Origin of the sequence: Halobacillus halophilus (genome assembly GCF_020171985.1) — a bacterium.
Taxonomy (GTDB): Bacteria; Bacillota; Bacilli; order Bacillales; family Halobacillaceae; genus Halobacillus; species Halobacillus halophilus_A.
On record NZ_JAIVAL010000001.1, the window covers coordinates 843,331 to 868,978 of the forward strand.

Here is a 25,648-nt window from a genome sequence, read left to right on the forward strand (position 1 = left end):
ATAAAACCCAATAATCCCACCCCTCCTTAATCGGAGGTGGTGGGATTTTATTATGATTGGCTTGACTTTTTCTTTGTCTCGTTCTTATTTATGGACTGATAACTTTCATTCAGTGGTGCAGTCATTTCTCTCTCTAACTTTTGTTCACGTTCTATAGGATTTTCTGGTTTCTTCATTTTTCTCACCTCTTTCTTAAAGTTCACAAAACTCCCCAAATTATGCTTGAATTATAAGTCTAAATCAAAATAGAACATGATATAATAAAGGTGAGAAACAGGAAGGGGGCATTCATAATGACATTCGAGTACAAAGATATTGTTGTAGCAGTGGATGGTTCAGAAACAGCAGAGGGTGCTTTCAAAAAAGCAATTGATATTGCTAATCGAAATGATGCTAAACTGGTTCTAGCACATGTAGTAGACACTCGAGCTTTTGCTACGGTAGAGGCTTACGATCGTTCTTTGGCCATACGCGCGGAAAAGTACGCAACGGATTTATTAAATGATTATAAGTCTAAAGCGGAAAAAGCAGGCGTTACCAACGTACAAGTAGTTGTTGAGTATGGTTCCCCAAAAATAAAAATTGCTAAAGATGTGGCCCCAAAACATAATGCAGACCTTATCATATGCGGGGCTACCGGTCTAAATGCCATGGAACGCTTTTTCATTGGAAGTGTTTCTGAGCATATTACCCGTTACGCCACCTGTGATGTCCTTGTTGTACGTCCGGAAAAGTCAGTTGTAGAAGAATAAAAATAACCCCCATCAACTAAGATGGGGGTTATTTTTATTCTTCTTTATTAATTTCTCGGACAACATGTGAAATTTCCGGCAGTATCAGACGGTCCATAGCCAATTTTACCGCGCCGCTTGATCCTGGCATTGAAAAAACAGCTGTTTTTTCACTAACTCCCGCTGTTGCTCGTGATAAAAGTGCAGCTGAACCAATATCTTCGTTGTAGCTCAGCATCCGGAACAGTTCACCGAATCCGGGGATCTCTTTTGTGATTAAAGCTTGAACTGCTTCAATCGTAACATCTCGATCCGCAATACCCGTTCCTCCATTTAAGAGAACTACGTCAATATCCGGGTTATCCAATCCTTGCTTAACAGCCTCTGCTATTCTTGTTTGATCATCCTTAACAATCTTATATTCATTAACCTTATGCTCAGATTGCTCTGTAAGTTTTTCGATAATAATCTTTCCGCTCTTATCTGTATCCGTATTTCGAGTATCACTTATGGTAAGAACCATGCACCTTACCGATGAAGGAGCTTCTCTCTTATGATCTTCGACTGCCATCACTCTCTTCCTCCTTATGATCCAGTAAGTACCGATATTGATAAAATTTCATTGCAAATTCAGTTACCTGTCTTGTTAAATGATAATTAGAATAAGCACCTATTGCTATACTTATAAAAGGAAGACCCTGAAAGATTTTTTTACGGAACATTAAAATGAACATCGATTTGAAACATTGTTTAATAGGCTGCTCAAGCCATGATTCATTTGTTAGCTGATCGTTCCCTTCAAAAACATAAGGATGTTCATTACGACTCACTTCACCCATCAATTCATTCCACGCGTGAACCTGAAGCCGTTTAGGCAGAGTAGCCGCGTGAAAAACTTTTAAAGAAATCATCATTTCATAAGGATGATTCATTTCATGGCCGAAAGTCAAACCAATCAACTGCACGGCACGGATATTCATAACCATCATTAAAGGATAGTCAAGTCCGAGTAACAGCCATCCTCCTGTACCTGTCAGCCCGCCTTGTGCAAAGGAGTAAAGCCTGCCCCTTGCAATTTGCTGCTGAGCTATGTAACTTAGCTGATCTACACTAAGCATCCTATTCATGTCTGTAATATTCTCAATTTCTTCTGAGAATACCCTGCCTACAGATAAAATCCGCTGCCTCGCTTCATTTTGAAAGGACGTGCCTTGCAAAAAAGCGTGCGTATGAAAAAACCAGGCGTCGAGTTTTGAAAAAAACTTTTCCTTTACCTCTGGATCCAAATTATAAAAACTCTGGCGTATCCAATCATCATAAAGCATTTCAAAATCGTTAGGCTGGTACATCCGGTACTGCTCAAGCCAACTATCAATATCTTTTGCTACGCGTTCATAAGTCATGAACAACACTCCCCACCGGTTCACTCTTATTATTATTGTAGCCTGAATGTTCAAAAAAAAGCAATGGCTCTCTGATTGATTCAGACGCCATTGCTACTAAATATTTATAGACCTTTTTCTACTGTATCACGAGCTATCATAACCTCTTCATTGGTCGGGATGACCATCACTTTCACAGGTGAATGAGGGTAGTTAACGAATGCTTCTTTTCCGCGAATCTGATTTAGAGATGGGTCCCAGTAAACTCCCATAAACTCCAGACCTTTTAATACGCGCTCCCGCATGGTATAACTGTTTTCACCCACACCGGCAGTGAAAATAATTCCATCAATTCCGTGCATACGAGCGGCATAGGAACCAATATATTTGTGGATACGTGCAGCAAACACTTCAAGAGCCAGCTCCGCACGCTCATCACCTTCACTCGCACGGATCTCTATGTCCCGAAGGTCACTAGAAAAACCGGAAAGAGCCAGCATACCACTTTCTTTATTTAATACATTCATAACTTCATTCGCTGTTTTTCCTGTTTTCTCCATAATGAAAGGTATGAGAGCAGGGTCAATGTTTCCGGAACGAGTTCCCATCGTAACACCTGCAAGTGGTGTGAAGCCCATGGATGTATCAATTGATTTACCACCTTCGATTGCCGCGATACTTGCTCCATTACCTAAATGGCACGATAACAGTCGCAGTTGTTCTACAGGGCGGCCCATCATCTCTGCCGCACGCTCCGATACATATTTATGAGATGTACCGTGGAAACCGTATTTACGTATGCCATACTCCTCATAATATTCATAAGGAAGGCTGTAAAGATAGGATTGTTCCGGCATGGACTGATGGAATGCTGTATCAAATACCGCAACGTGAGGGACTTCCGGAAGAACCTCACGGAATGCGCGAATTCCAGTTAGGTTTGCCGGATTATGCAACGGGGCAAGATCTGACACTTCCTCAATTTCCTTAATGACTTGGTCCGTTATTAACACAGATTCACTAAAACGTTCTCCTCCGTGAACTACACGGTGGCCAACACCATTAATTTCATCTAAAGAATCGATTACTCCATTAGATGTCAGTTTATCAAGAAGAATTTTCACAGCTTCTCCGTGATCTGGAATATCAGTCACTGTCTTATCTTTTTCATCATTCACTTCAATTGTAAATACCGCATCCTCAAGTCCGATACGTTCTACTAGCCCTTTAGTAATTACAGTTTCCTCAGGCATGTCAATCAATTGAAATTTTAGTGATGAACTGCCTGCATTTATAGCAAGAATTTTATTACTCAACGTTGCTCATCCCCTTACAATTAGGTTCGTATGTTTCTACCACTACCATTTAACCACCCGTTTCCCTCATTTTCAAGATAGAAAGAACATGATAACGTTTACTTCTTATATTCGTTATTTTCTCACAATTGTGCAGTTTTATATTCATCAAACCATTGATTCATTTGACCGAGAATGTCACCCATAGCGTTTGGATTTTTAAAGGACGGAAGCTTGACAAGCAGAGCCTGCTTCGGCGGCTTAGTTTCTGGACCTTTCTTTTGAAGGATCAGGATACTTTTACCATGTTTCTCATTTTTAAATAACGAATCGGAAAGCTGTAGCATACCGACTATATGAGCATTTTCCCTTAAAAATGCATTCAGCTCCCTCGACTGGTCACTTTCAAATAAGAAGTTCGGGACGATAAACATTAAATATCCGCCCTCTTTTGTGTAGTTCAATCCTTGTTCAATGAACAAGTGATGCGCATAGGAGTGCCCCTCTTCCGCTCTTAGCTGATAACGTGATGCCTGGACATCATCGGGATAATAACCTACCGGAAGATCAGCCAGCACAAAATCCACAGGCTCCATCAAAAATGGCTGCAAACTGTCCTGGTGGAAGAACTCAATATTATTCTTTTGTAAGTTGGCATTGGTTACGGCTAACTGTATGAGTGTAGGGTCCACCTCACTTGCGTATGCTGTTAATGGCATTTCAAGCTGGTTCATTACAGAAGTAATTAAGTTTCCTGAACCTGAGGCAGGATCAAATAACTTCAGGTTTTCTTCGTTATCAAAAAGTTTAGAAGCCAAATAGCCCATAAACATTGCTACAGAATCAGGAGTGATTAAATGCTGCTGCTGTGTCGCTCCTTTCATACCTTTTAAGATAGCAAGTTGTACGGCTTTTCGGATTTCTTCTTTTTCAAAATTATCCTTATTGATCTTCGTAAGCTCATTGGTAAGCTTCGTTTGAAGTTCTTTGCTCATATCCTTAAAAGGCTGTCCATTGAACAAAATGTCTAATGTTTCAGCGATGGCTTCCAAATAAGTAATATTCATATCTTGAGAAATCATATCAGCTGTTTCATCTACCCACTGAAATAGTTTTTCTACCTGTTCTTGCTTCATCTTCATTCTCCTTTTCAGCCTGCCTGGTCAAACAAGAAATTGACGCATTTACTTTAACCAGTAATGCGCCAGCTTGATTGTAATTGCGCTGTTCCGAATTAAACTCTACCCCCACCATATCGAATAATGCAGCGGGTTTCAACAATACGCTACTTTACCGATTAGTTTGAAAATTGTGTGCGGGAAGAGCATTATAATGATAAAATGACGATAAAGAATACATAAGGAGGAAGTTTTATGGCTGAACAACGTAGAAACCTATACTTTTATTATCACCCGAACCAGGAACTGGATGAGAAACTTAAACCACTCTATCAATTAGCAAGAGATAAAGACTTTTCTATCGTGGAAGATTCGAAAAATGCGAACATTATTATTGCCGTCGGCGGTGATGGGACATTTCTGCAGGCTGTGCGAAATACTGGATTCAGACAAGATTGCCTCTATGTTGGAATACGAAGTCAAAATGAAGCAGGGCTTTATTGTGACTTTAGTATAGATCATCATGATGAAATGGTAGAAGCAATGGAAAATGCCGAAGTTGAAGTTCGTAGATTTCCAATTATTGAAGCAACTGTCAATAATGAATCCACTTTCTATTGTTTAAATGAATGCAGTGTGCGGTCCACTTTAATTAAATCCATTGACATAGATGTCTATATTGATGACCTACTCTTCGAAACATTCAGGGGAGATGGACTAATTGTAGCCACTCCTACTGGAAGTACCGGTTATAATAAGTCCACAAAAGGGGCTGTAGTAGATCCCAAATTACCATGTTTCCAAGTTAGTGAGTTAGCTTCCTTAAACAACAATCGCTTTAGAACCCTGGGCTCTTCTTTTATATTAAGCGGTGAGCGCACATTAAAACTCCATGTTCGACAGGATGGAAATGACTATCCGATTATCGGGATGGATAATGAGGCTTTCTCAATTCGTAATATCTATGATGTTACAGTTCGCCTAAGTGACCAGGTAGTAAAAACCGTCAAGTTGAAAAATAATTCTTATTGGGACCGTGTCAAGCGCACCTTCCTATAAAAATACTGTAATAAGTTAAATCCGGAGCGGCAGATCCCGCTCCGGATTTTTTAACGTTGGTAGACAACCTCTTCATCTATTACAGTCATCGTAACAGTAGCATCGGCCAATTCATGAGGCTTTAGTGCAAAAAGATCGCGGTCAAGTATAGTAAAATCCGCATTATAACCTGACTGTATCACCCCTTGCGAATCCTCTCTTGCAATGGCCATAGCACTTCCTTTCGTGTATAAGGATATGGCTTCAAAGACCGAAAGTTTTTCTTCTACTTGATACACCAAATGATCGTAGGTTGCTCTTCGATCTACAGCAGCACGAATGCCCAATAAAGGATTAATTTCTTCAATAGGAGCGTCAGATCCCCCTGCACACATGATCCCAGCATCCATAAGAGTCTTCCAGGAATAAGAATTTTTAAGTCTTACATTTCCTATCCGTTCCATAACCCAGGGAAAATCAGAAGCTACAAAAGTGGGCTGTATATCTAGTACGACATTCATATTTTTTAATTTCTGAATTAAATCTGGTCTTAAAATCTGAGCATGTATGATTCGATCTCTTTCTCCTGTAGGAAGCGGTTCATCTTCTATGGCTTGAATAACCGCTTCTACTGCCCGATCTCCAATTGCATGAACGGCTATAGGCATCATACGTTTACGTGCTTTCTTAACTAATGAAGTCAACTGCTCCTGAGTGTGGATAGGGACACCAAAGTTCCCCGGATCATCTGAATAAGCTTCCGACAACCAGGCAGTCCTCCCGCCAAGAGCCCCATCTGAAAAAATCTTCAGCGCGCCTAACTCTACAAAATCAGTTCCTTTCTTGTAGCCAAGAGACTCTTCGTCCATTTGTTCTACCACTCCATTATGAACAAGTAAATGAGCTCTAAACTTCAATTTTGAACCATCAATCACATCGGTATAGGCGTCGAAGGTTTTTTTAAATCCCCCATAATAATTAAGGTCTTCGCTATGTCCTCCAACGAGGCCGTATTTATGCATATCCCTAACAGCAAGCTCTGTAGCCTTTCTTAAATAGTCTTTCGTTACTTCCGGCATTGCTCTTTTAATCATATCCTGAGCCTTCTCATGGAAGAAACCAGTAGCGTTTCCTTCATTATCCCTCACGATCACACCACCTTGTGGATCAGGTGTGTTTTTATCAATTCCGGCAAGCTTCATAGCCTCAGAATTGGCAAGTACCGCATGCCTGCACACTCTTGTGAGCATCATTGGATGCTGGGAAGATATTTCGTCCAGTTCGTCTTTATGTATAATTCGTTTATTTTCCCATTGATTTTCATTCCATCCATCACCAATAATCCACTCTCCAGGATTTAATTGTTCCGCATGAAGTTTCAAAGCCTGCTTCACTTCTTCAGCTGATTTCATGAATGTTAAATCCAGGCGCATCAAACGTTCTCCATGCCCGATTATATGGAGGTGGCTGTCCGTGAATCCTGGATACATAACCGCACCTTTTAGATCATGTTCTTCTGTAATTTCATTCTTATAGGTTTTATATAGATCTTGAGTATCCCCTATCTCCAGTATCTTTCCATTCTTTGTAACAACGGCTTCTACCCAGACGCCTTCTCTTTCCATCGTATAGATTTTTCCACCGTACCAAAGCTTCATGTCTATCCATCCTCCCCAATTATCTGTTTCCTTCTTGTTCTATATATTCATCATATATCATGAGCTCCATATATAGAAAGAAGATGCTTCACTATTATTCTGAGCATCTTCTTCTTATCATTATTAAACTATAATAAGTCACTAAAGTCATTTTTTTGGTCTTTTCCTGCTAAATGGTCAACTTCTACAATATAAGTCTCATCGAGAGCCTTTTCAATGTCTGCACTAAAGTCACTGTTTGATTCATAGTAATTTGCATTTTTTCTTGTAGGCATCGTTTTGGGGGATTTCGGTACAAATACAGTACAACAATCTTCGTAAGGACGGATCGAAATATCATAGGTATCAATTTTTCTAGCAATATCAATAATTTCAACTTTATCCATAGAAATAAGTGGCCGTAGAACGGGGTAGTTCGTCACTTCATTGATGGTATTCATACTTTCCATCGTTTGACTCGCTACTTGACCCAGGCTTTCTCCCGTAGTCATAGACAATATCCCTCGCCTAGCTGCAAGCTTTTCACTAATTCGAAGCATCATTCGTCTCATAATTGTCATACTATAGCCATCGGGCATTTCTTGATGAATCTTTTGCTGAATAGCTGTAAATGGAACGACATGAACCTTAACCGAGTTTCCGTAATTGGATAGCTTTTGTGCTAAATCAATCACTTTTTGTTTCGCTCGCTCACTTGTATAAGGAGGGGAATGAAAGTGAACAGCCTCAAGTTCCACTCCACGCTTCATAGTCAGGTAGCCTGCAACAGGGCTGTCTATCCCACCTGAAAGCATAAGCAGAGACTGCCCAGTCGTACCAACTGGAAAACCACCTGCACCAGGATAATCTTGAGCCGTTATATAGGCTGCCTCCTGGCGTACTTCTACCTTAATTTCTACATCAGGCTGGTGGACATCTACTGTAACCCCATCTGTATTTCTGAGAATATATCCTCCCAAAAGAGGATTAAGCTCTTTAGAATCAATTGGAAAATCCTTATCTGAACGCTTAGCTGAAATTTTAAAAGTTTTCGCATGGTCTGCATCCTGGAAGGCTAACAATACCGCTTTTTTCATTTCTTCTTCTTCTTTATCCACTTTTACAGCAAAACTCAAGCTGTGAATACCAAAAATATCCTGGCATCTATCCATGACTTCTTGCGGATTTTCACCATTTAACAAGATATACATACGGCCTCTTGTTTTCTGGATTCGAACAGAAGGAAATTCCTTAAGTTTCTTGAACAGATTATTCCGAAGCTTTTGCTCAAATATTTTTCTTTTCTTTCCTTTTAAAGCCATTTCTCCATACCGAATCATAATATGATCGAAATTCATAGTTTATCTCCTCATCGTTTCTTTTAGTTGTTCAATCGTTTTCTCAAGGGCTTCTATAAACGTAGCAGCTTCTTCTTTCGTATTTTGGTAACTTAGACTAACTCGAAGAGCAGAACTCGTGCGCTCATAGTCAAGGTTGCATGCCTTTAAGACTGCACTAACCTCTGGTTCCCTGGAGGAGCATGCAGATTTTGTAGAAATATAAATCTCTTTTTCTCCTAAGGAATGAATAACCACCTCAGGTTTAAATCCAGGAATTGAAAAATTAATGATATGAGGAGCGGAATCCTCCGGTGAATTGATGACCACCTGTTCCATCTTCTTTAATTCTGACCGTATATATTGATGGATTTGAGATAAATGATCACCCGAATGTTTTTGTTTTTCCAAGATTAAACGTAGTGCTTTCACAAAAGCAACATTTGCCGGAAGATTTTCTGTACCCGCTCGCCGTTCAAGCTCTTGATCGCCTCCATGCAGCAAAGGAAAAAGAGAAACATTCTTTCTGATGATTAAAGCTCCTGACCCTTTCAATCCGTGGATTTTATGGCCTGAAACTGTGCAAAGGTCAACTCCTGACTCCATTATGGGCATATGAATTTTTCCCAATCCCTGAACATGATCCACATGAAAAAATACCTTGGGGTAATGCTTAAGTTTACTCCCTATTTCCTTCACGGGCTGTACAGTTCCCAATTCATTATTTACAGACATAATACTTACAAGTATGGTGTCTTTACGCAGAGCATCTTCCACACTCTGAGGGTCTACCTTACCTTCTTTATTTACGTCAATATATGTGACCTCAAACCCTAACGTTTCCAAAGCGCGAAATGCTTCCAGGACCGAAGGGTGTTCAATTTCAGACGTGATTATATGCTTTCCTCTTGATTGATGCATAAATGCAATTCCTTTTATCGCCATATTATTACCCTCAGTGCCTCCCGAAGTGAAAATCACTTCTTGAGCTTCTACTCCTAATAGTTGGGCTGCCTGATGACGGGATTGCTGCATTAAGCGCTCTACTTGACCACCGAAGCTATGGACTGATGATGGGTTACCAAAGAGTTCTCCAGCCACCTTTTGGTAACTATCCAATACTTCAGGAAGAGGCTTTGTTGTAGCACTATTATCAAAGTAAATCATAAAAGGTGAACTCCTTTATTTCAAAATGCAATCCATTATATTATCATACCATCTTTTATAAATAAATAGACAGCTCAAGCTACAAAAGGACACCTGCTTAACACAGCAGGTGTCCTTTAAAAACTTTTCATTCCTCTATATCCAAAGCTGCAAGTAACGTATCAATACTTAGTTTGCCATCCTTCTCGAGGTCTTTGAGCCAGGCTTCTGATATGTCAACGGGCCCCGTTACTGTTTCACTTTGGGATAAGAGTTTTTTACGATCATCTATTTTCTCATAATAACTGAAGGTCTTTTGTTCCTTTAGCAGGTTACCGGAGTTAGACGCCAAACTATGATCATTTGCACCAAGAGTCTGTGCAGGGGTAAAAAGGTAAACAATGACCACAGCCCCCCATACCATCACACAAATACTTGCTGTAACGATCACTAGCATCTTTCTCATGTGCACCACCCTATACCATGACTTGTTCCTTTTCCTCTATGCGTGAAAAGGCATCCGGATCGACTTCCTTAAGAGCTTCAGATGCTAGCTCTAAGGCTGATTCGTACTGATAAGATCTAAATTTATTTTCTGCCTCCAATAACCGTGCTGCTAAAATTGGATACTTGCTTCTATAGCGATTGGCGTATTGGATAACTCTCTCAGCCAAGCGGGCTCTGTCCATAATTTTTTGAGCTTCATCATAAATCCCCTGTGTCATAGTTGATGCATCGTTTAAATGGTTATGCACGGCGGCCATATCCAAAGGCTCTCTTTCAAGACATGCAAAAACTTCATCAATTTTATCGCTGGCTATTTTCATGTCTTCATAAATTGAAGATGGAATTCCTGGTATGTTGCTGCGTTTTAACCGTCGATATGTTTCTAAAAGTAACTGCTCCATATCAGAAAGCTTCGTTTTTGCATCCATTTCCTCTCGTCTTAAAGCCTGAACTTTCTCATCAAACTCCTGATGCTTCTCTTGAAGTTCTATTAAATTCTGGCGTGCTTCTTCAAGCTCCAGTCGCAGCTCTGAATAAGCCGACTCTCCATCCTGTCTTTTATGCTCGAGGCTGATAAACTTTTTCTTAAGCTGACTAAACCAGCTTTTCAATCCTTCATAGGATTCTGCTTCTTCCCCTTGCATTTGATAAGAAACATCAATTTCTTCCATATCTTCTTCCGTTTCCATAAAGACAGCTTCGAGATTATCAAGCTGAGACCTTAAAGGTGCATACTGTTTCTCAACATATTGATGAGCTACAGCTTCTCTCTCGAGCATCTGATAGATTTCCTGAATTCTTGTTTCAATTTCAACAATTAATTCTTCTATATCTGTTTGGTCGTTTTCATTTAACCTGGCTAATGCTTCCGTAAGAATACGTTCATACCTATGTATTTCAGGGAGCAAATCTAAATGAGCTACTCGGTAACCTTCTGCTTTCATTTCTTCGATCCCTTGCTTAAGCTCTCTTAACTGCTCCGGCAGTTCCAAGTTTACTTTCTTATAACGTTCAGGGAACGTTTCGGTTTCTTCCTGTAGGATAACCAATTCCTCACGAATAGACTGAACCAGTTTATTCGCCTCAATATAGTTGCCCTGCTCGGCTAATTCTTCATACGTACCCAACTGCAGTTCCAGCTGCTCTACTCGTTTCTCGAACAAAGAAGCAGATTGGCCAAACTGGTTACGGTGCTGAATTAGTTTGCGGGATAATTCCTTAATTTCGGGACCAATGGATTCGATTTCAATTCGGCTGTTTTCCTCTGAATCCAGCAGACTCTTAAGTTCTTCCAGAATTTTTTGAATATCGTTCTCAATGGCTACTAATTTATCCTCTGTACTATCCAATATTTTCTGGACTTTCTTCCATTTATAACGGTCTGCAGCTTCTTCTGCCTCGTAAAGATCTTTCTCAATTGCAGTAAGCTCCTTAGTTATGATCGTATCCCACTGCTCACGCCACGCTTCAAATTTCTCTTGGGTTTCCCCTGATAGGTTCAGGTTCTTCACTTTTGATAATTCTTCAGTTACCGGTCTATTCGTAATGTCCATTTTCCAATTTTCTAACCGGTCCACCGCATCATAGACTTTCTTACGCCAAATTAACCCTGCGATAAAAAGCGCAATGACAAGCAGTATAACTCCAATGATGTACTTCATAAATAGCCTCCTTACAAAATCACCGTCCGACGGATTCTTTCGTTCCGAAATGTAAAATAGTTGTTTATAATGATACCATGTATTTAGAGATTTTGGCTAAAATATTTCAAAAATATTAACCTACTGACCAAAAATACAATCCTAAAGGAGCATTTAAGAATGAGAGACGGTCACATCCATACTCCATACTGCCCGCATGGAACGGCAGATTCATTTAAAACATATATAGAGAAAGCCATATCTATCGGCTACGACACCATGACATTCACAGAGCATGCTCCTCTGCCAACCTCGTTCATTGATCCTGTCCCTGAAAAAGACAGTGGAATGGCTCTCGCAGAAGTTGAGTCTTATCTATCCGATATTAATCGTCTGCAAAAAGAATACAAGGATGATATTTCTATTCAGGCAGGGTTTGAAGTGGACTATATCGAAGGATATGAAAGAGAAACGGAGACTTTCTTAAACAGATATGGACCTGAATTAGATGACAGCATACTATCCGTACATTTTATTAAAGGAAATAGGCAATGGTATTGTATAGATTACAGCCCTGACATGTATGAGGAGGCTCTTTATGACCTGGGTGGCAGCAACCATTTGTATCAAGCTTACTTTAATAATTTAAGAAAATCCGCTGAAGCTGATTTAGGAGCTTATAAACCATCGAGGATCGGTCATATGACGCTGATCAGGAAATTTAAAGACTTATATCCCTCTCCACCTGGCTGGGAGGTACGAGCTGAACAATTTCTTAAAGTACTTAAAGAGCAGGGGCTGGAACTAGATTACAATGGGGCAGGACTTCAAAAGCCCCATTGCAAAGAAACATATCCGCCAAAGTCTATAGCAGATCAAGCTTCTTCAATGGGGCTCCCGTTAGTTTATGGATCTGATGCTCACGCAGTGTCTGGATTGAAGCAGGGTTTTAGCGAAATAGATCCTAGAATCCTAAGCTTTAACCGCTAACTTCTGCACGGTTTCCTGTTCTAACATAGACTGACTGTACTCCTCCACAAAATGACTTAGTGAAGCTTCAGTAATAAATGGGTCCCTGAATTCATGAGGCATCGTAAATGGAGCATTTAGCAGCCCTTTCAATTGCAGTACTTTAAGCTTTTCTTTGAAAGTGATCTCCATTTTCGATGATTTTTGGAATAAAATAGCGGATAATAAATGGTCTTCTTTGGCTAAATAAGTAACAAGCATTTCCCGGGCAAACACTGTATTTAAAGAAAGTTCTCGATATACTAAACAGGAAAGTTGATTATGAGACAATTTATAATGTAATATCTTTCTCACTAGCGTCTCTACGCGCTCATTTGCATCAGTAAAATGAATACTCTCTAAAATTTCTAAATAAGGCTCAAAATAATTGATAGCCAGAGACTCAAATAACCCCTGCTTACTCTTAAAGTAATAATGGATTAAGGATACGTTTACATTAGCAGCACTAGCAATATCACGAACCGAGGTTCCGTTGAAACCTTTGCTGTAAAATAGACGGCAGGCAACATCCAACACTCTATCACGTGTGACATTCTGTCGGTTCATCATTTTTCCCCCTCATAGAGTAATTCTACCTGTGGGAGGGTTTTCCTGCATGGAATCGTCCATCAAATACCGACAGTAGTTTAAGTGAGGGTGTCGAATCAATCATTATAGGAGGTCTTTATGATGTTCCAATCCACTTCACATACAGGAACAAAAGAAAAAAATTATGAGTTACTTTTAAAACAATTACAAGCTTTACTTGAAGATGAACCTGATGTTATAGCGAACCTCTCCAATGCGTCTTCATTATTAAATCAATTTCTGGAAGATGTAAATTGGGTAGGCTTTTACCTCTGGAAGGAAGATCAGCTCATATTAGGACCATTTCAAGGAATGCCAGCCTGCGTAAGAATTCCATCTGGTAAGGGTGTCTGCGGTACGGCGGTAGCTGAAAGAAGTGTTCAGAGAATTGAAGATGTGCACGCATTTCCTGGGCACATTGCCTGCGACGCGGCCAGCCAATCGGAAATTGTTATCCCTATTTTCAAGAACAATGAAATCTTTGGAGTTCTGGATATTGACAGTCCAAGTAAAAGCAGATTTGATGAACAGGATGAAAAATATCTAACCAAGTTTGTCGATATACTTCAATCCTATTTATAAATTAAAAACCCGCTGCCAGCGGGTTTTTAATTTCACTCTACTTTCAGCAGTTACCGGGCAAGTAGATCAATTATCTTTCATTTTAATGTATATATTCCTGTATGATGATTAAAAATGACCTCGAATGTGATCGGCACTAGAATTCCTATTCTAACAATAGAAAAATTGCCTCCCTCTTCTTAGCAGCTATTCTAAGTTTACTTTCCCTTTATTACTACTTTTTCATTTCTGCCTCTTGACTTATAGGCGTAAAAAAATTATACTTGTCGTTGTGTAAAATAAATGGCAGCCTATGTGAACCGGCGTTGTCATCATTTTGTTCCTCTATATAGAGGTGCATCGTGTAACTCTCTGCTGCTGGAGCGATGGTGCATGAAAACATAATGAGCAACGTATAAAGGCCACACTGTTTTTATTTTATGCAAATAAAATAAAAAGGAGGAAATCTCTATGGCACGCTATACAGGTCCAACCTGGAAAAAATCCCGTCGCTATGGTATTTCTTTAAGCGGAACTGGTAAGGAACTAGAAAAACGCCCTTACGCACCTGGACAACACGGTCCAAACCAACGTAAAAAACTATCTGAATTCGGTCTTCAGCTTCAAGAGAAGCAGAAGCTTCGTTTCATGTATGGATTGACTGAACGTCAATTCCGCCGTCTATTCGTAGAGGCTGGTAATATGAAAGGTATCCATGGTGAGAACTTCATGATTCTTCTTGAGTCTCGCTTGGACAACATCGTATACCGTCTAGGTCTGGCTCGTACTCGTAACCAGGCTCGTCAGCTAGTTACTCACGGTCACGTAACTGTAGATGGAGGACGTGTTGATATTCCATCTTACCGCGTAGTACCTAATCAAGTGATCAGCCTACGTGAAAAATCTCAGAAGCTTGACGTGGTAGAAGAAGCTATCGAAGTAAATAACTTCACACCTGAATATCTTACATTTGATGAAGATAAACGTGAAGGAACTTACTCTCGTTACCCAGAACGTTCTGAGCTTCCATCTGAAATCAATGAAGCTCTTATCGTTGAATTCTATTCCCGTTAATCTTTTTGATCAAAACCGCCGTTTTAAACGGCGGTTTTTTTTAGATTATACTTTTAAGTATGCAGCACGAAATTAGCAGATTTATGAGGTTTAACATTTCGCAGATAATATTCCTCCGCTTTCCAATACCTATTTCTGAATTTTTTCTTATTTTTTCGAGCAATTGGATCCTCTCGCCCAAATCTTCGGCTCCTCGGACAATCTAAAAATATTAAGTGGTTAAAATAAGGCCTCCACTCTTTTCTTTGGAGAAAAACCCCTTCTATAAAAATTACTCCCTCATAAGGTAAATCCACCTTTTTATATTCACGCTCATCCGATTCGTTATGATAAAAAGGAAGAATAAGATGAGAACTGCTTCTGACTTTTTCAAACAGATGTTCCCGTAACCACTCGACCTCCCACTGTAACTGATAATACTCATACCAATCTTCAAATCCAGTATGATAACGTTCACTCTTTGTAACGATATGATTATCCATATGAATAGTGCAGGAGTCGATCCCTTTCTTACTTAGCTTTCTCTCCAGCTGATTTACAATTGTAGTTTTTCCCGAGCGGCTCAAACCATCGACTCCTATTATATAGATCTCATCAGAGGGGAGAGAAGGAAGTATCTCGTATAAGTCCATATCCATATCTGCTCAAGCCTCCTTAATATGTACGCATTTCCACCATGCACTTCTTTAAAGTATTTAACCTAAAGAAAAAACTGCCTCTTTCATAACCCTTAAGGCTTATAAAAAAGGCAGTTTAAAATAATTTATTCGTAACGGACTAAGAAGTATTTCTTCTTGCCTCTCCGAATAATAGTGAATTGATCTTCAATACGGTTTTCTTCATTAATTTGATGGTTTACATCCTGATTTCGCTCACCATTAATATATACAGCACCGTTGTTAATGTCTTCCCGTGCCTGGCGTTTCGAAGTGGAAATTCCGGCGTCTACCAGCAGTTGAACAAGCTGAGGTGCTTTTTCAGAAGATACAAATGCAGGTACATCTTTAAAACCCTGCTCAATCTCTTCACCTGACAGAGACTTAATATCTCCGCTGAAAAGAGCTTCCGTAATTCTCTGGGCCTGAGCCAAAGCTTCTTTATCGTGGACAAGCATTGTCATTTCCTCAGCAAGACGCCGCTGTGCGACACGTTTCTCAGGCTGATTCTGCACTTCTTTTTCTAATTCAGCAATTTCGTCCATTCCTAGGAAAGTAAAATACTTGAGAAATTTAATGACATCTCTATCATCTGCATTAATCCAGAACTGGTAGAATTCGTAAGGTGAAGTAGCTTCAGCATCTAACCAGATGGCTCCTCCAGCTGTTTTTCCAAATTTCGAACCATCAGCCTTTGTAATAAGGGGCATAGTTAACCCATAGGCTTCCACTTCTTCATCTCCTCGGGCACGACGAATCAGCTCTAATCCTGCTGTGATATTCCCCCATTGATCACTGCCGCCTATTTGCAGCGTGCAATTTTCTTTCTGATTCAGCTTTTGAAAATCCAGTGACTGAAGGATCATGTAGCTGAACTCAGTAAAGCTGATCCCTTGATCTATCCTTGATTCCACGGATTCTTTGGAGAGCATGTAATTAACGCCAAAATGTTTCCCTGTGTCCCTAAGAAAATCAATGATCGTCATCTCAGACAGCCACTCGAAATTATTTCGAGCTACTGCAGCATTTTCTCCTTCATCAAAGTTTAGAATTTTAGCCAGCTGTCCTTTGATTTTTTCACTATATTCATGAACCACACTAGTCTCATTTAATTGACGCTCTGAAGATCGGCCGCTCGGGTCCCCGATCATTCCAGTGCCCCCTCCTACCAGCGCGATAGGACGATGACCGGCCTGCTGGAATCGCTTCAGCATAAGAATGGGAAGAAGATGCCCGATGTGAAGACTCGCACCCGTTGGATCAAAGCCACAATAAAGGGTAACTTGTTTCTCATTCAAGTGGGAGGACAAGCCTTCTTCATCCGTTATTTGATTAATTAAGCCTCTTTGTTGTAAATCTTTCAGCAATTCCATGTGATCACTCCTCTTTTTCTTGGTATGCGTATGTTAAATGGCTGGTAGAGCATAAAAAAAAAGACCTCATTATCCCTCTAGAAAGGGACGAGATCTCGTCGCGGTACCACCCTTGTTGCACATTTGTGCCACTTGTATCAATAACGGCTACTCATAACCGTCTTCTGATTCATACCAGAAGAATGCTCCGGACCGTAATTCAAAAACAAATGTGGCCTGACTTCCACCAGCCGTCAGGTCTCTGTACCAGTGATCTGTTTTTTACTCCAATCGTTCAACGCACGCATATTTAACTATGTACTATTTTTATCACACTCATAAAGGAAAAGCAATAAGAATATCCTCTCCATTTATGTCCTCTTTCATTCCGTTGTGTTATAATATGGAATGGATTTTTTAGGAGGTCTCATATGTCTAATAATAAAAATAGCGGTCGAAATAAAACGGATTTTAAATCATTATGGAAAAAAGGAAGCATTCAAAAAAAATCACGTATAACTGCAGATGTGGTTTGGAATGTCATTTTATTCTTTATTATTATCGGTGTAATAGGACTCTTCTTTGCCGGAGGAGTCGGAGCCGGTTACTTTGCATCTCTCGTTAAGGACGAAGAGGTTCGGAGTAAAGAACAAATGCAGGAAAGCATTTACAACTATTCAGAAACCTCAGAAATGTTCTTTGCCGGAGACGAAATGTTAGGCAAGGTCCGATCAGATCTTTATCGTGAGGAAGTAAAGCTGGACGAGGTAAGCGATAATGTTACAAATGCTGTCATTGCAACAGAAGATGAATACTTTAAAGAACACAGGGGCGTGGTGCCTAAAGCGATTATGCGTGCGGTCGTACAGGAGGTTTCAAACTCAGCGGTTAAAACCGGTGGAAGTACATTAACCCAGCAGCTCGTAAAAAACCAAATCCTCACAAACGAAGTCTCCTTTGAGAGAAAAGCGAAAGAAATGCTGCTTGCTCTTCGTATTGAACGCTTTTTTGAGAAAGAAGAAATATTGGAAGCTTACTTGAACATTGTGCCCTTCGGCCGTAACGCAAATGGTCAAAACATTGCCGGCGTGGCCACTGCCGCTCAGGGAATATTTGGAGTAGAAGCTGAAAAGCTGTCCATTGCACAGGCTGCTTTTATAGCCGGTTTGCCTCAGGCTCCTTACGCTTATACTCCTTTTAATAACGATGGTTCCATTAAGAGTGAAGAAGGGCTTGAGCCAGGCATGGATCGTATGCATGAGGTACTAGATCGTATGTATGAAGCAGAGTATATTACAAAGCAGGAATATGAAGAAGCTAAAGACTTTGAAATTACTAAAGAGAATCTAGCAAACTCTACAACATCTGCCAATATTACCTATCCTTTCTTAACCAATGAGATTAAGAGAAGAGCTCAAGGTATATTAGAAGTTCAGCTTGCAGAAGAAAACGGACATAGTGAAAAAGACCTTGAGGAAGATGAAGAACTCGCGAAAGAGTATGAAGAACTTGCTGAACGCCGATTAACTTCCGGTGGTTATCAAATCAAAACCACCATAGATAAAGAAGTGTATGACGCTATGCAGGAAGTGAAAAATGAGTACGATGACAGATTTGGACCTGATAAAACCATCACTAAAGAAAACGCTGAGGGCGAAAAATATGAAGTAACCCTCCCGGTCGAAGTTGGCAGCGTAGTCATGGAAAATGCCACAGGAAAAATTTATGGATTTATTGGCGGCAGAGATTTCGAAAAGTCTCAGGTCAACCATGCGACAAATCCTTATGCAGCCAGAATGATTGGAAGTACGATGAAGCCCTTGCTGGTCTACGGACCAAGCATTGATATGGGAGAAGGACATCCGGCTACTGTTATAGCCGATGTGCCCTATAAATATACTACTGAAGACAAAAATGTAAATAACTATTCTGGAACATACCATGGCCTGGTTTCAGCCCGTTATGCTTTAGCCAATTCGTTTAATATTCCAGCAGTTAAACAATATGAAAAGATAGTAGACCAAAACCCGGTCAAAAATTATCTAGAGAAAATGGGAATAAGCAACTTGAATGAAGGAGATTACATTAGTAGAGCCATGGCCTTAGGTACAAAAGCAATCACAGTCGAAGAAAACACGAATGCCTATGGAACGTTTGGAAACAATGGTAAGTTTGTCGATGCCTACATGATCGAAAAAATTGAAACCAAAGATGGTGAAACCGTATTTGAACACGAGACAGAAGAAACAGAAGTCTTCAGTCCTCAAAGTTCTTATTTAACCATTGACATGATGCGCGATGTTCTCGACTACGGCACAGCTTCAAGTGTCAGAGGGAAACTTATTAACCCTGGTGTTGACTGGGCTGGAAAAACAGGAACATCTCAAAATTACAAAGATTCCTGGTTCGTGGCTACAAACCCTAACGTAACCGTCAGTATGTGGACAGGATATAACGAGGTAGCAAAATTAGACTCAGGATACAGTAGTAGAACCCAGGGGGCCTGGGCAAACGTAGTAAATGCCCTATCTGAAATTCGTCCCGAATTAATGATACCTGAAAATGATTTTGAGAAGCCAGAAGGGATCGTGGAACAAGAATACTGTGCTACTTCCGGGCTATTACCTTCAGATCTTTGTGAATCTGTAGGACTCGACAGAGATGATCTTTATATTGAGGAAAACGCCCCTAATGAAGAGGATAATAGTCTAGTAAGCGGTAATTTTGTGGAAGTAGATGGTGAACTAGTTGAAGCTGGTCCTGATACACCATCAGAATTTGTTACTGGTGAAGGTGGAGTAGTCTTTAGTCCAGAATTTCTAGAGGAAAATGGATACACGAGTGAAGAGGTCTTAGATGAATTAATTCCTAATTCTGATAATTGGAATCAAGTTTCTCTACCTTCTTCCAGTGCTTCCAAAGCATCCAGTTCTAGTGTAAATAACGACGGGCAGTCTCCTTCTGCCCCCCGTTCTGTATCATCTAGTGGTTCGACGGTTGACTGGGCACCATCATCCAGTGACGATGTAGTAGGATACCGTATCTATCGCGCTTCTTCTTCAGGTGGATCATTCTCTAAAGTAGGAAGCACAACAAGTACCTCTTACAGTGGTTTAGGCGAAGGAGTATTCGCGGTACGAGCAGTCGACTACTTCGGTATGGATTCTTCTCTTTCCGATACAACAACTATAGGCAGTCCAGGAGCTCCAGCACCTGACACGGACTCAAGCTCAAATAATGATTCCGAGTCAAGCAGCGGGAATGAAAGCGAAGCACAAAACCGTTCTGATTCGGAAGGTGAAGAAAGTGAATCGGAGCGACGATCTGAAGACAGCTCGGATTCTGAAGAGAACAATGAGTCAAGTTCGAACAATAATTCCGAATCCAATGGTAACTCAGGATCAGAAGACAACTCTAATGCAGAGGATGACTCTGCTGCCGATAGTAACTCCGATGCAAACAGCGGATCCAGTGATGAATCAGGAAATGATGCGGGTTCAGGTGATAGTTCTGGTTCAGACGATAGTTCCAGCTCGAGCGATAGCTCTGGTTCAGACAATAGTTCCGGCTCAGGCGATAGCTCTGGCTCAGGCGATAGTTCCGGCTCGGGCGATAGCTCTGGCTCAGGCGATAGTTCCGGCTCAGGCGATAGCTCTGGCTCAGGCGATAGTTCCGGCTCGGGCGATAGCTCTGGCTCAGGCGATAGCTCTGGTTCAGGCGATGGCTCTGGTTCAGGCGATAGCTCTGGCTCAGGCGATAGCTCTGGTTCAGGCGATAGCTCTGGTTCAGCCGATGGCTCTGGTTCAGGCGACAGCTCTGGTTCAGCCGATGGCTCTGGTTCAGGCGACAGCTCTGGTTCAGGCGATAGCTCAGGTTCAGACGATAGCTCTGGTTCAGGCGATAGCTCTGGTTCAGACGATAGTTCCGGCTCGGGCTCAGGCGATAGCTCTGGTTCAGATGGATCTTCAGAAGACGAAGTGGATTCTAATGAGAGCCAAGCTTCCGGCACTGAAGATAGCTCAACGGATAGTGAAACGTCTAGTTCAGATGGAGAGAATAGCACAAGCAATAATTCCTCGGAAAACTCTGATTCTTCCTCAAATCAAAGCTCAGAGGAAGAATCGGATAGTTCCGAGAGTGAAAATAGTGAAGATAATACTACTAGTCCTTAGTTATGGAAGGACATAAAAAATACAAAACATGATCTGAAACCACCGGTCTTTAAAGACCGGTGGTTTTGATTTGGAGAATAAACTTTATCGTGAGCCCTCTCTAAAAAGCTTATCCTTTAACTCCATTATTTTGACAACTCTTCTTTTCCCTATTCAAGGAATTTTCTTTTCTAACAATTTAAAATTTACAGATATCATGTATAATAAAAAATAGCCATATTTTTCTACTATTCTCCGCCAGGTGGTGACTGAATGAAGCATGAAAAAACCTATTATAATGAAACGTTCGATTCTGAGTACGGACCTGTGGTAATTGAAGGTCCCCTATCTTCTCAGGAGTTAAGTCAATTTACATTTGATAAAGGCTTAATTGCCTTTCGCCCCTATGAAAAACAATTTGAAGCTGTTAAAAGCATAGCAGACTTTGAAGAAGGAAGAATTATTATTGCACGCCATAACGAAAATATAGTAGGATATGTAACTTTTCTCCATCCAGATCCATTAGAACGCTGGTCAGAAGGACATATGGAGGATTTAATCGAGCTTGGAGCCATTGAGGTTATCCCTCAATTCCGAGGCTATCGAATAGGTTCCCGTCTCTTAAGAATCGCGATGATGGACGAATTCATGGAGAATTATATTACCATCTCCACTGAATATTATTGGCATTGGGATCTTAAAGGTACAGGTTTGAATATTTGGGATTATCGCCGTGTTATGGAAAAAATGATGGCTGCGGGCGGGCTCACTCCTTCCCCAACTGATGATCCAGAGATTATTTCCCACCCTGCCAATTGTTTAATGGTGCGAATTGGAAAAAATGTTCCAGAAGAATCAGTGGAACAATTTGATATTCTCCGTTTTCTTACTCGACATCAATATCGTCAATCAAGGAGGTAACCGTTATGCTAGTGGAAGAAATCATGAAAACTGAGGTCATTACACTCTCTCCTGAGGAAAGTATTGAAACCGCTCTCAAATTACTGCATGAAAACCATATCCGGCATTTACCTATAGTGAATGAGAATAACGAAGTCATCGGCATCGTCTCTGATCGTGATGTCAGGGATGCCAGTCCTTCTACATTTGAGGAAGACGCATCTACAGATGAACTTAAAAATCCAATTCGAACTATTATGACTTACCCAGTTACAACAGTTCACCCTTTAGATTTCGTAGAAGAGGTCGCTTCGATATTTTATGAACAGGAAATCGCTTGTGTGCCTGTAACACGAGACGATATATTAGTAGGGATTATCACAGAAAAAGATATGCTCTATACGCTTATCCAATTAACCGGTACCCATGTGCAGAGCTCTCAAATTGAAGTTAAAGTGATCAATAAACCTGGAATACTCCCCCAGGTTATGCAAGTGTTTGGCCAAAGAAAGGTAAATATCAGTTCTGTCTTAATTTACCCTTACAAACCCGACCCTAAATATAAAGTAATTGTAGTACGTATCCAGACCATGAACCCGTTACCTACGATTGAAGATCTTAAAACAGAAGGTTACGAAGTTTTATGGCCAAAAAGCCCAGGGGTAACTCTATGAGCTGCCATTCAGGTTTTGTATTCACCGATGATTTTACGAATTACCGATTTAGGGACGATCACCCCTTCAACCAAATGAGAGTTATACTTACGAAAGAATTGTTAGAAGCTTCTTCCGCTTTAAGACAGGATCAATTTATTACACCCAGACACGCTACAGAAGAAGAACTTTCCCTTGCTCACAGTCGAACTTATATTCAAGCTGTAAAACAGGCCGGAGAAGGCTTGTTGTCCGAAGAAGATGGCATGGAATTCGGAATTGGAACAGAGGACACGCCTATGTTTAAAGGGATGCACGAAGCATCTTCTTTATTAGTTGGAAGTACGCTATCTGCCATAGAAGCTGTTATGGAAAACCACGTTAAACATGCTTTAAATTTAGGCGGCGGTCTTCACCACGGATTTGAAAGAAAAGCATCTGGTTTTTGTATTTATAATGACGGAGCGGTGGGAATAAAATATCTACGCAAAAAATATGATTGTAAAGTTCTATACGTTGATACGGACGCCCATCATGGCGATGGTGTACAATGGGCCTTTTATGATGACCCCAATGTGTGTACTTTGTCTATTCATGAAACGGGACGTTACTTATTTCCTGGAACCGGAAATGTTAATGAACGAGGACTTAAAGAAGGATATGGCTATTCTTTTAATTTACCTATAGACGCATTTACAGAAGATGAATCTTTTCTCCAGGTCTATGAAACCGCTATGAAGGAAATTATACATTATTTTAAACCAGATGTAATAGTTACACAGAACGGAGCGGACGCACATTTCTTGGACCCGCTCACTCACTTATGCTCAACTATGAAAATCTATGAGAGAATCCCTGCCCTCGCACATGAATTAGCTCATCAGTATTGCGATGGAAAATGGATCGCTTTAGGAGGAGGCGGGTATGATATCTGGCGAGTAGTTCCAAGAGCATGGGCACAGGTCTGGAAGGTTATGGCAGATGGTACCCATTTCCAAGGTCCCCTGCCAAAAGACTGGCTTAAAAAATGGGAAAAAGAGTCTCCAGTGCCGTTGCCGGAAAACTGGCATGACCCAGAAGATGCCTATAATCCTATTCCTCGTAGAAAAGAAATTACTGAAAAAAATGAAAAACTACTGGAGAAATCCTTGCAGTTGATAACCAATCAAAAAAAATATAATTCACTATGACAAAAAAGCCACTACATAGCAGTAGTGGCTTTTACACATGATTAACTTTCATAATCAGGATCTAAAATAACAATCTCAACTCTTCGGTTCTTTCGCCAATTCTCTTTTGAATCATTTGGAGCTACAGGCCGCGTGTCACCATAAGCCACAGCTGTAAATCGCTCGGAGTCCAATTCGTCCGTGTTTTTTAACAAATAACGAATTACACTGCTCGAACGCGCTCCTGACAATTCCCAGTTAGAAGGGTAACGGTATGTAGATATCTGGCGATTATCCGTATGCCCCTCCACCTTCACAAAGTTAGGAATGTTCTTTAGGAGTGTACCCACTTTTTGTAGAAAGGGTTTAGCCCCGTCTAGAATTTGAGCTTCACTTGTTTCGAAAATTAGCTGTTCTTCTAAAACAAGTACAATTCCTCGTTTAGTTTGGCTGGCCGAGATAATATCATTCAGTTCATTTTCTTCCAAATATTGATCCACTTCTTTTTTTAGTTCTTCTAAATCTATATTTTTTTCTTCCTTTTCCGCTTCATCTTTTTCAGCTACCTGACCCGGAGTCTCGGCAGGTTCTTGAAATTCATTATTTTTTTCCCCATTATCCTGAACTTTTGTTTGCTCAGTGGGAAACTGACTTTCAACAGGAGAAGGATAGAAATCAAAGATCATGCGATTACGAAAAGATTCTGATAGTGCATCAAACTTAACTAAATTAATCTGCGACATTGAAAACAACAAAATAAAAAAAACGAGAATTAAGGTAATCATATCTGCATAAGTGGTCATCCATTTTGGAGCACCTTTAGTATCCGGCTTTTTTCTTCTCCTAAGCTTCATTGGCCGCTTCTCCTAAAGATTCATCCTTTTCGTCTTCTTCAACGATGGCTTTATCCTCTTCAGATAGAAACGCACTTAGTTTTTCTTCAAGAATCTTGGGATTCTGACCTGACTGAACACCAATGACCCCTTCAATAATTACTTGTTTCATAAATAATTCCTGTTCTGTTTTATTCTCAAGTTTTCCTGCCATGGGGATGAAGACAAGGTTGGCTAAAAGCGTTCCGTAAAATGTAGTTAAAAGCGCTACTGCCATTTTGGGTCCAAGCGTTTCGGGTGTAGATAGACTTTGGAGCATCAGCACAAGTCCAATTAACGTCCCAATCATTCCCCAGGCTGGTGCATACTCCCCAGCCTTTTCTATGATCGCTCTCCCACGCTGATGCCGTTCTTCTACTGCAATAATTTCCGCATTCATAATATCATTAATTACTTCAGGTTCAATCCCATCAACAGCGAGTAAAATCCCTTTCTTGATAAAAGGGTCTTCCACCTCTTCGAGCTGGGCTTCAAGAGCAAGCAAACCCTCACGCCTGGCTCGTTCAGATAATCCAACAAAAAGATTGATCAGCTGCCTTAAATTCATATCCGTCTGCTTAAAAGCTTCTTTGGTTACGCGAAAAGTTAATTTGACTTCACTTACGTTAAAATTAACTAGTAAAGCAGCGACTAGACCACCTAGCACAATAACGATGGAGGAAGCCTGTAAAAATGAAGTCATGCCTCCAAACCCGGCGTTAGATGCAATGCCGAAAATAACCATGATGAACCCAATCGTAATACCAATAGGAGTCAACAAGTCTTTTTTAGTCATAATGCTCTCTCCTCAGTTTCGTACAAATACAGTCTAT

General features: G+C 40.5%; 24 protein-coding genes and 1 other annotated feature. Of the genes, 9 read left to right on the plus strand and 15 right to left on the minus strand.

What is annotated here, in order from left to right; all coding sequences use genetic code 11:
- Positions 1–50 precede the first annotated feature (50 nt).
- Positions 51–176 (minus strand): hypothetical protein, encoded by a 126-nt coding sequence (locus LCM11_RS20365; RefSeq protein ID WP_263622300.1) that lies wholly within the window; start codon positions 174–176, stop codon positions 51–53.
- Positions 177–293: 117 nt separating this feature from the next.
- Between LCM11_RS20365 and LCM11_RS04355 the strand changes: the two genes are divergently transcribed.
- Positions 294–752: a universal stress protein gene (locus LCM11_RS04355; RefSeq protein ID WP_224893008.1), complete on the plus strand. Its 459-nt coding sequence runs from the start codon at positions 294–296 to the stop codon at positions 750–752.
- A gap of 34 nt (positions 753–786) precedes the next feature.
- Here the strand turns inward: LCM11_RS04355 and LCM11_RS04360 are convergent, their stop codons facing one another.
- The 4 genes from LCM11_RS04360 to LCM11_RS04375 form a co-directional block, all read right to left on the minus strand.
- Positions 787–1,302 (minus strand): molybdenum cofactor biosynthesis protein B, encoded by a 516-nt coding sequence (locus LCM11_RS04360; protein WP_224893009.1) that lies wholly within the window; start codon positions 1,300–1,302, stop codon positions 787–789.
- Positions 1,283–2,134, minus strand: coding sequence for an EcsC family protein (locus LCM11_RS04365; protein WP_224893010.1), 852 nt, complete (start codon positions 2,132–2,134; stop codon positions 1,283–1,285). The genes LCM11_RS04360 and LCM11_RS04365 overlap by 20 nt, the downstream gene beginning before the upstream one ends.
- Before the next feature lie 104 nt (positions 2,135–2,238).
- Positions 2,239–3,429 (minus strand): acetate kinase, encoded by a 1,191-nt coding sequence (locus tag LCM11_RS04370; RefSeq protein ID WP_224893011.1) that lies wholly within the window; start codon positions 3,427–3,429, stop codon positions 2,239–2,241.
- Positions 3,430–3,551: 122 nt separating this feature from the next.
- A complete protein-coding gene (locus LCM11_RS04375) occupies positions 3,552–4,544 on the minus strand; it encodes a class I SAM-dependent methyltransferase (RefSeq protein ID WP_224893012.1) in 993 nt (330 codons plus the stop codon).
- A gap of 237 nt (positions 4,545–4,781) precedes the next feature.
- Here LCM11_RS04375 and LCM11_RS04380 point away from each other — a divergent pair, with 237 nt between their 5' ends.
- On the plus strand, positions 4,782–5,585 hold the full coding sequence (locus LCM11_RS04380) for an NAD kinase (protein WP_224893013.1): 804 nt from the start codon (positions 4,782–4,784) through the stop codon (positions 5,583–5,585).
- 50 nt (positions 5,586–5,635) lie between these two features.
- Here the strand turns inward: LCM11_RS04380 and LCM11_RS04385 are convergent, their stop codons facing one another.
- The 5 genes from LCM11_RS04385 to ezrA form a co-directional block, all read right to left on the minus strand.
- The gene (locus tag LCM11_RS04385; RefSeq protein WP_224893014.1) at positions 5,636–7,222 is read right to left on the minus strand and encodes an amidohydrolase; all 1,587 of its coding nucleotides are present in this window, start codon (positions 7,220–7,222) and stop codon (positions 5,636–5,638) included.
- 128 nt (positions 7,223–7,350) lie between these two features.
- Positions 7,351–8,559, minus strand: coding sequence for a tRNA uracil 4-sulfurtransferase ThiI (gene thiI, locus LCM11_RS04390; protein ID WP_224893015.1), 1,209 nt, complete (start codon positions 8,557–8,559; stop codon positions 7,351–7,353).
- A gap of 3 nt (positions 8,560–8,562) precedes the next feature.
- On the minus strand, positions 8,563–9,705 hold the full coding sequence (locus tag LCM11_RS04395) for a cysteine desulfurase family protein (RefSeq protein ID WP_224893016.1): 1,143 nt from the start codon (positions 9,703–9,705) through the stop codon (positions 8,563–8,565).
- A 127-nt stretch (positions 9,706–9,832) separates the two neighbouring features.
- Entirely contained in the window at positions 9,833–10,150 is a 318-nt protein-coding gene (locus LCM11_RS04400) for a hypothetical protein (RefSeq protein ID WP_224893017.1), read from the minus strand.
- 10 nt (positions 10,151–10,160) lie between these two features.
- Positions 10,161–11,852, minus strand: coding sequence for a septation ring formation regulator EzrA (ezrA, locus tag LCM11_RS04405; RefSeq protein WP_224893018.1), 1,692 nt, complete (start codon positions 11,850–11,852; stop codon positions 10,161–10,163).
- Between the two features lie 159 nt (positions 11,853–12,011).
- Between ezrA and hisJ the strand changes: the two genes are divergently transcribed.
- Complete coding sequence (hisJ, locus tag LCM11_RS04410; protein ID WP_224893019.1) at positions 12,012–12,821, plus strand: histidinol-phosphatase HisJ; 810 nt, start codon at positions 12,012–12,014, stop codon at positions 12,819–12,821.
- Here the strand turns inward: hisJ and refZ are convergent.
- The gene (gene refZ, locus LCM11_RS04415) at positions 12,804–13,406 is read right to left on the minus strand and encodes a forespore capture DNA-binding protein RefZ (protein ID WP_224893020.1); all 603 of its coding nucleotides are present in this window, start codon (positions 13,404–13,406) and stop codon (positions 12,804–12,806) included. The two genes, hisJ and refZ, sit on opposite strands and share 18 nt — an antisense overlap.
- Before the next feature lie 123 nt (positions 13,407–13,529).
- Between refZ and LCM11_RS04420 the strand changes: the two genes are divergently transcribed.
- Both LCM11_RS04420 and rpsD read left to right on the plus strand, forming a co-directional pair.
- Positions 13,530–14,009 carry a GAF domain-containing protein gene (locus tag LCM11_RS04420; protein WP_224893021.1) on the plus strand — a complete coding sequence of 160 codons (480 nt, stop codon included), beginning with the start codon at positions 13,530–13,532 and terminating at the stop codon, positions 14,007–14,009.
- Between the two features lie 450 nt (positions 14,010–14,459).
- Positions 14,460–15,062, plus strand: a complete 603-nt coding sequence (rpsD, locus tag LCM11_RS04425; protein ID WP_014644034.1) for a 30S ribosomal protein S4 — start codon at positions 14,460–14,462, stop codon at positions 15,060–15,062.
- Between the two features lie 53 nt (positions 15,063–15,115).
- Here rpsD and LCM11_RS04430 read toward each other — a convergent pair whose 3' ends face one another.
- Both LCM11_RS04430 and tyrS read right to left on the minus strand, forming a co-directional pair.
- Complete coding sequence (locus LCM11_RS04430; RefSeq protein ID WP_224893022.1) at positions 15,116–15,700, minus strand: kinase; 585 nt, start codon at positions 15,698–15,700, stop codon at positions 15,116–15,118.
- A 125-nt stretch (positions 15,701–15,825) separates the two neighbouring features.
- The gene (gene tyrS / locus LCM11_RS04435) at positions 15,826–17,091 is read right to left on the minus strand and encodes a tyrosine--tRNA ligase (protein ID WP_224893023.1); all 1,266 of its coding nucleotides are present in this window, start codon (positions 17,089–17,091) and stop codon (positions 15,826–15,828) included.
- Positions 17,092–17,171: 80 nt separating this feature from the next.
- Positions 17,172–17,378, minus strand: a binding site (T-box leader).
- A 123-nt stretch (positions 17,379–17,501) separates the two neighbouring features.
- On the opposite strand from tyrS, the gene LCM11_RS04440 reads away from it, so the two are divergent.
- The 4 genes from LCM11_RS04440 to LCM11_RS04455 all read left to right on the plus strand — a co-directional run bounded on the left by LCM11_RS04440 (position 17,502) and on the right by LCM11_RS04455 (position 23,964).
- Complete coding sequence (locus LCM11_RS04440; protein ID WP_224893024.1) at positions 17,502–21,242, plus strand: transglycosylase domain-containing protein; 3,741 nt, start codon at positions 17,502–17,504, stop codon at positions 21,240–21,242.
- Between the two features lie 252 nt (positions 21,243–21,494).
- The gene (locus LCM11_RS04445) at positions 21,495–22,142 is read left to right on the plus strand and encodes a GNAT family N-acetyltransferase (RefSeq protein ID WP_224893025.1); all 648 of its coding nucleotides are present in this window, start codon (positions 21,495–21,497) and stop codon (positions 22,140–22,142) included.
- 5 nt (positions 22,143–22,147) lie between these two features.
- On the plus strand, positions 22,148–22,795 hold the full coding sequence (locus LCM11_RS04450; protein WP_224893026.1) for an acetoin utilization AcuB family protein: 648 nt from the start codon (positions 22,148–22,150) through the stop codon (positions 22,793–22,795).
- Complete coding sequence (locus LCM11_RS04455) at positions 22,792–23,964, plus strand: acetoin utilization protein AcuC (RefSeq protein WP_224893027.1); 1,173 nt, start codon at positions 22,792–22,794, stop codon at positions 23,962–23,964. Before LCM11_RS04450 ends, LCM11_RS04455 begins: the two co-directional genes overlap by 4 nt.
- Positions 23,965–24,005: 41 nt before the next feature.
- Here the strand turns inward: LCM11_RS04455 and motS are convergent, their stop codons facing one another.
- The gene (gene motS / locus LCM11_RS04460; RefSeq protein ID WP_224893028.1) at positions 24,006–24,797 is read right to left on the minus strand and encodes a flagellar motor protein MotS; all 792 of its coding nucleotides are present in this window, start codon (positions 24,795–24,797) and stop codon (positions 24,006–24,008) included.
- Positions 24,787–25,611, minus strand: coding sequence for a flagellar motor protein MotP (gene motP, locus LCM11_RS04465; RefSeq protein ID WP_224893029.1), 825 nt, complete (start codon positions 25,609–25,611; stop codon positions 24,787–24,789). Before motP ends, motS begins: the two co-directional genes overlap by 11 nt.
- Between the last annotated feature and the right edge of the window lie 37 nt (positions 25,612–25,648).

Excerpts from the sequence above, each read along its gene's own strand:
- refZ (WP_224893020.1), bottom strand. The coding sequence starts at position 13,406 with ATGAACCGACAGAATGTCACACGTGATAGAGTGTTGGATGTTGCCTGC.
- thiI (WP_224893015.1), bottom strand. The coding sequence starts at position 8,559 with ATGAATTTCGATCATATTATGATTCGGTATGGAGAAATGGCTTTAAAA.
- LCM11_RS04380 (WP_224893013.1), top strand. The coding sequence starts at position 4,782 with ATGGCTGAACAACGTAGAAACCTATACTTTTATTATCACCCGAACCAG.
- LCM11_RS04355 (WP_224893008.1), top strand. The coding sequence starts at position 294 with ATGACATTCGAGTACAAAGATATTGTTGTAGCAGTGGATGGTTCAGAA.
- motS (WP_224893028.1), bottom strand. The coding sequence starts at position 24,797 with ATGAAGCTTAGGAGAAGAAAAAAGCCGGATACTAAAGGTGCTCCAAAA.
- motP (WP_224893029.1), bottom strand. The coding sequence starts at position 25,611 with ATGACTAAAAAAGACTTGTTGACTCCTATTGGTATTACGATTGGGTTC.
- LCM11_RS04420 (WP_224893021.1), top strand. The coding sequence starts at position 13,530 with ATGTTCCAATCCACTTCACATACAGGAACAAAAGAAAAAAATTATGAG.
- LCM11_RS04360 (WP_224893009.1), bottom strand. The coding sequence starts at position 1,302 with ATGGCAGTCGAAGATCATAAGAGAGAAGCTCCTTCATCGGTAAGGTGC.
- LCM11_RS04430 (WP_224893022.1), bottom strand. The coding sequence starts at position 15,700 with ATGGATATGGACTTATACGAGATACTTCCTTCTCTCCCCTCTGATGAG.
- LCM11_RS04440 (WP_224893024.1), top strand. The coding sequence starts at position 17,502 with ATGTCTAATAATAAAAATAGCGGTCGAAATAAAACGGATTTTAAATCA.
- LCM11_RS04395 (WP_224893016.1), bottom strand. The coding sequence starts at position 9,705 with ATGATTTACTTTGATAATAGTGCTACAACAAAGCCTCTTCCTGAAGTA.
- LCM11_RS04400 (WP_224893017.1), bottom strand. The coding sequence starts at position 10,150 with ATGAGAAAGATGCTAGTGATCGTTACAGCAAGTATTTGTGTGATGGTA.
- hisJ (WP_224893019.1), top strand. The coding sequence starts at position 12,012 with ATGAGAGACGGTCACATCCATACTCCATACTGCCCGCATGGAACGGCA.
- ezrA (WP_224893018.1), bottom strand. The coding sequence starts at position 11,852 with ATGAAGTACATCATTGGAGTTATACTGCTTGTCATTGCGCTTTTTATC.
- LCM11_RS04385 (WP_224893014.1), bottom strand. The coding sequence starts at position 7,222 with ATGAAGCTTTGGTACGGTGGAAAAATCTATACGATGGAAAGAGAAGGC.
- LCM11_RS04445 (WP_224893025.1), top strand. The coding sequence starts at position 21,495 with ATGAAGCATGAAAAAACCTATTATAATGAAACGTTCGATTCTGAGTAC.
- LCM11_RS04450 (WP_224893026.1), top strand. The coding sequence starts at position 22,148 with ATGCTAGTGGAAGAAATCATGAAAACTGAGGTCATTACACTCTCTCCT.
- LCM11_RS04455 (WP_224893027.1), top strand. The coding sequence starts at position 22,792 with ATGAGCTGCCATTCAGGTTTTGTATTCACCGATGATTTTACGAATTAC.
- tyrS (WP_224893023.1), bottom strand. The coding sequence starts at position 17,091 with ATGGAATTGCTGAAAGATTTACAACAAAGAGGCTTAATTAATCAAATA.
- LCM11_RS04375 (WP_224893012.1), bottom strand. The coding sequence starts at position 4,544 with ATGAAGCAAGAACAGGTAGAAAAACTATTTCAGTGGGTAGATGAAACA.
- LCM11_RS04365 (WP_224893010.1), bottom strand. The coding sequence starts at position 2,134 with ATGACTTATGAACGCGTAGCAAAAGATATTGATAGTTGGCTTGAGCAG.
- rpsD (WP_014644034.1), top strand. The coding sequence starts at position 14,460 with ATGGCACGCTATACAGGTCCAACCTGGAAAAAATCCCGTCGCTATGGT.
- LCM11_RS20365 (WP_263622300.1), bottom strand. The coding sequence starts at position 176 with ATGAAGAAACCAGAAAATCCTATAGAACGTGAACAAAAGTTAGAGAGA.